The 3,732-nt window shown below is 55.3% G+C and carries 4 protein-coding genes; all 4 read left to right on the top strand.

Annotated features, from left to right (window positions below):
• Positions 1–388 (top strand): diaminopimelate epimerase (gene dapF, locus VKV18_RS13600; protein ID WP_324201734.1); only part of this gene is annotated, 388 nt, incomplete at its 5' end.
• An 18-nt stretch (positions 389–406) separates the two neighbouring features.
• Positions 407–2,062, top strand: a complete 1,656-nt coding sequence (locus VKV18_RS13595; RefSeq protein ID WP_324204731.1) for an FGGY-family carbohydrate kinase — start codon at positions 407–409, stop codon at positions 2,060–2,062.
• 1 nt (position 2,063) lies between these two features.
• Positions 2,064–3,005: a N(4)-(beta-N-acetylglucosaminyl)-L-asparaginase gene (locus VKV18_RS13590; RefSeq protein ID WP_324204730.1), complete on the top strand. Its 942-nt coding sequence runs from the start codon at positions 2,064–2,066 to the stop codon at positions 3,003–3,005.
• 10 nt (positions 3,006–3,015) lie between these two features.
• Positions 3,016–3,732, top strand: a 717-nt coding sequence (selB, locus tag VKV18_RS13585; protein ID WP_324204729.1) for a selenocysteine-specific translation elongation factor, incomplete at its 3' end; no start/stop codon positions are given.

Here is a 3,732-nt window from a genome sequence, read left to right as displayed (position 1 = left end):
ACAACGCTTTGATATTACCGCCGTCTCTATGGGCAATCCCCATGTGGTTATCTTCGTAGATAACATAGACCATTTTCCCGTATCCCGCTTCGGCCCGCTCATCGAAAATCACCGGGCATTCCCGGAGCGTACCAACGTTCAGTTCGTGCAGGTATGTAGCCCAACCGAGATCATCCTGCGTACATGGGAACGCGGAGCAGGCGAAACCCTCGCCTGTGGCACCGGGGCTTGTGCCGCAGTGGTCGCTTCCGTCCTGAATAATAAAACCACACGCAATGTGCTGGTTCATCTCCCTGGAGGGGATCTGCGTGTTGAATGGATGGGCGACCAACGTGTCATGATGACCGGTCCGGCCGAAGAGGTATTCGAAGGCGACTTTCCAGTCTAACAAATGCGGTGAACCACTATGAGTGACTATGTCATCGGCGTAGATGTCGGCACCGGTAGCGCACGAGCGGGGCTTTTTGACCTTCGTGGCAAACTTCTCGCGATGGCCGTTGAGCCGATACAGATATGGCGGCCTCACCCACACCATGTAGAGCAGTCTTCAGAGGATATTTGGAGAGCTGTTTCCACCGTAGTGCGCGCCTGCTGCCAACGTGCCGAATGTCGTCCCGAAGCTGTTCGAGGCATTAGCTTCGATGCGACCTGCTCCCTTGTTGTTCTTGGCGATCAGGATCAACCCCTTCCGGTGAACTTCGAGGGAGATGCCAACCGCAACATCATTGTGTGGATGGACCATCGTGCGCTTGCCGAAGCAGAAGAGATCAATGCCGGACACTATGAGGTACTTCGCTATGTCGGCTGGAAGATCTCCCCTGAGATGGAGACCCCCAAACTGCTTTGGCTAAAGCGTAACCTGCCCGAAACCTGGCAAAAGGCACGTCGCTTCTTCGATCTCGCCGACTATCTTACCTATCGCGCTACCGGCAACGATACGCGTAGTTTTTGTACCGTCGTCTGTAAATGGACTTACCTTGGGCACGTGGGCGAGAACGGTACATGGGATCACAACTACTTTAAAGCTATCGGCCTCGAAGATGTTTTAGAGAGAGGCCTAGCCGGACACATCGTCCGCCCGATGGGCAGTCCTCTTGGCAAGCTGTCACCCCAAGCGGCAACCGATCTCGGTCTAACCACCGAATGCAGCGTAGGGGTAGGGATCATTGACGCCCATGCGGGTGGTATTGGGCTGCTCGGCGCCGTTTGGGATGAAGATGAACCACTCAATCCCGCACGCCTTGATACGGCCCTCGCCTATATTGGCGGCACAAGTGGATGCCATATGGCGGTCTCGCAAGAGCCGCGCTTCCTCCAAGGCGTATGGGGGCCTTACTATAGCGCCATGATCCCGGGCATGTGGCTTATTGAAGCAGGTCAAAGCTCGGCCGGAAGCGCCATAGATCAAGCTGTCCTCGACCACGCCAACGCCCCGTCTCTGCAAGCCGAAGCCACCGAGCGCAGCTGCACTCCTCATGAAATTCTTAACTCCTATCTAGAGCATCAAGCAACACAGTCCCAGGAAAGCCATTGGGCGCTCCTAACCAGGGATATCCATGTACTTCCCTTCTACCTTGGCAATCGCTCGCCATATGCCGACCCACACGCGCGTGCCGTACTCGATGGGCTTACGCTCGACAATTCCATCAACTCTCAGGCCTTACGTTACCTAGCCACAATACAGGGTGTCTGCTCCGTGGACTATCTGGTTATTCAAGCACTCAACAATGCAGGCTTCAACATCCAGACGCTCTTCGTAACCGGCGGCATTACGAAAAATCCACTTTGGCTTCAGACTCTGGCCGATGCCACCGGCCTCCCCTGCGTCCTCCCCGCAGAAGAGGAGGCTGTCCTGCTCGGAACCGCGATCTTGGCGGCAGTAGGCTCACAAGCCTACCCTGATGTTCTTACGGCCATGCGCGCCATGTGCCACCGTGGCCGAGTGGTGCAGCCGAACCTCTCTCTCAAACCCTACTATGAGGCACGACACCGCATCATTGAAAATCTTTACCAACAACAACTCGCACATCGCAATATGATGAAACCTTTTGAAACACGCTAGCATGAATCCGCTTATCCTTGCCACATGGCGTTTTGGACGACCTGCCTGTAAGAAAGGCTATTCGCTCCTTGCAAACGGCCTCTCGGCCCTCGATGCCATAGAGGCTGCCGCCAATGTTGTGGAAGAAGACCCCTCCGTGAACTCCGTCGGCTACGGAGGGCTTCCAAATGCTGAAGGCGTCGTAGAGCTAGATGCAGCGATTATGGATGGAGCTAAACATGCAGCAGGAGCAGTGGCTGCACTGACGGGTTTTCGCCGCCCTATATCCGTTGCCCGTTGTGTGATGGAGAGAACGCCTCACGTAATGCTCGTCGGGGAAAATGCCAAACGCTTCGCCTTGCAAGCGGGGTTCGTAGAGGAAGAGTTGCTTACTGAGGCCGCACGCCAGCGCTGGCTGGCATGGAAGTCTCACCAAACACAAGCAGAAGTGGCTCATTTTGACCGCCTGTCAAAAGAAGGGCATGATACCATCGGGCTTTGTGCTCTCGATACGAACGGCAACCTAGCTGCCGGCTGTACGACCAGTGGGCTGGCATGGAAACTTCCCGGCCGTGTTGGGGACTCGCCGATCATCGGGTCGGGTCTTTATGTAGATAACGAACTGGGAGCCGCAGCCGCCACAGGGGATGGAGACGAGATAATGAAAGTGTGTCTCTCGTATCGTACCGTCATGTTGCTGGAAAAAGGTTATACGGCCCAGCAAGCTTGCGAAGAGGCGTTGCGTTACCTTCTTCGTAAGCGCTCTCCCGAAACATGCGGCCCCTATGGCGCTGCCATCATCTCGATTCGGAAAGATGGCGATTATGGAGCTGCGGCCACGCGGACCGGCTTTCAATCCCCCGACCGCCTTTGGATATGGGCAGTTGCCTCCCCAGAATACCCAGAAGGGCTGCTAAGAGAGGGCACTTACGTCACCCTAACCCAAAGCTTACAGCATCTTTGAGCAGCTACCCATGAAACATGTCATCATTGGCACGGCAGGACATGTAGACCACGGCAAAACGACGCTTATCCAGGCCTTGACCGGCATAAATCCCGATAGGCTCAAAGAAGAGCAGGCGCGAGGAATGACGATCGATATCGGGTTCGCCCCTCTTACCCTACCTGATGGCACCACGGTGAGCATTGTGGATGTGCCGGGCCATGAACGGTTTCTGAAAAACATGCTGGCCGGCGCCACAGGGGTGGATGTGGTCTTATTGGTCGTTGCTGCCGATGAATCGGTTATGCCCCAAACCGTGGAACACCTGAACATCCTACGCTTTCTCGATGTCCGTGAGGGCGTTGTGGCAATTACCAAGAGCGATCTGGTTGATGAGCAGTGGCTACAGACTGTTCAAGAAGATATTCGTGAACACCTCAAAGACACGTTCCTGGCACAAGCACCTATCATCGCCGTGTCGGCTACTACAGGTAAAGGCCTTGAAAAACTCCGTCACGCGCTACTTTCAGCGGTCAGTCGTGCACGGGCTAAAGATACCGCGCTACCCTATCGTCTCCCTATAGATCGCGTTTTCACCGTACAAGGCTTCGGTACCGTGGTTACAGGAACACTGGTGTCCGGCACCATCCATGTGGGCGATCCGGTAGAGATTCTGCCTCAAAAGCTCACAAGTCGAGTGCGTGGGCTGCAAATTCACGGCGTCAAAGTAGAACAAGCTGAAGCGGGC

Source organism: Chthonomonas sp. (assembly GCF_035294505.1).
Lineage (GTDB): Bacteria > Armatimonadota > Chthonomonadetes > Chthonomonadales > Chthonomonadaceae > Chthonomonas.
The sequence above is the reverse complement of the archived record's forward strand: the minus strand, read 5'-3'. Positions and strand labels throughout refer to the sequence as shown.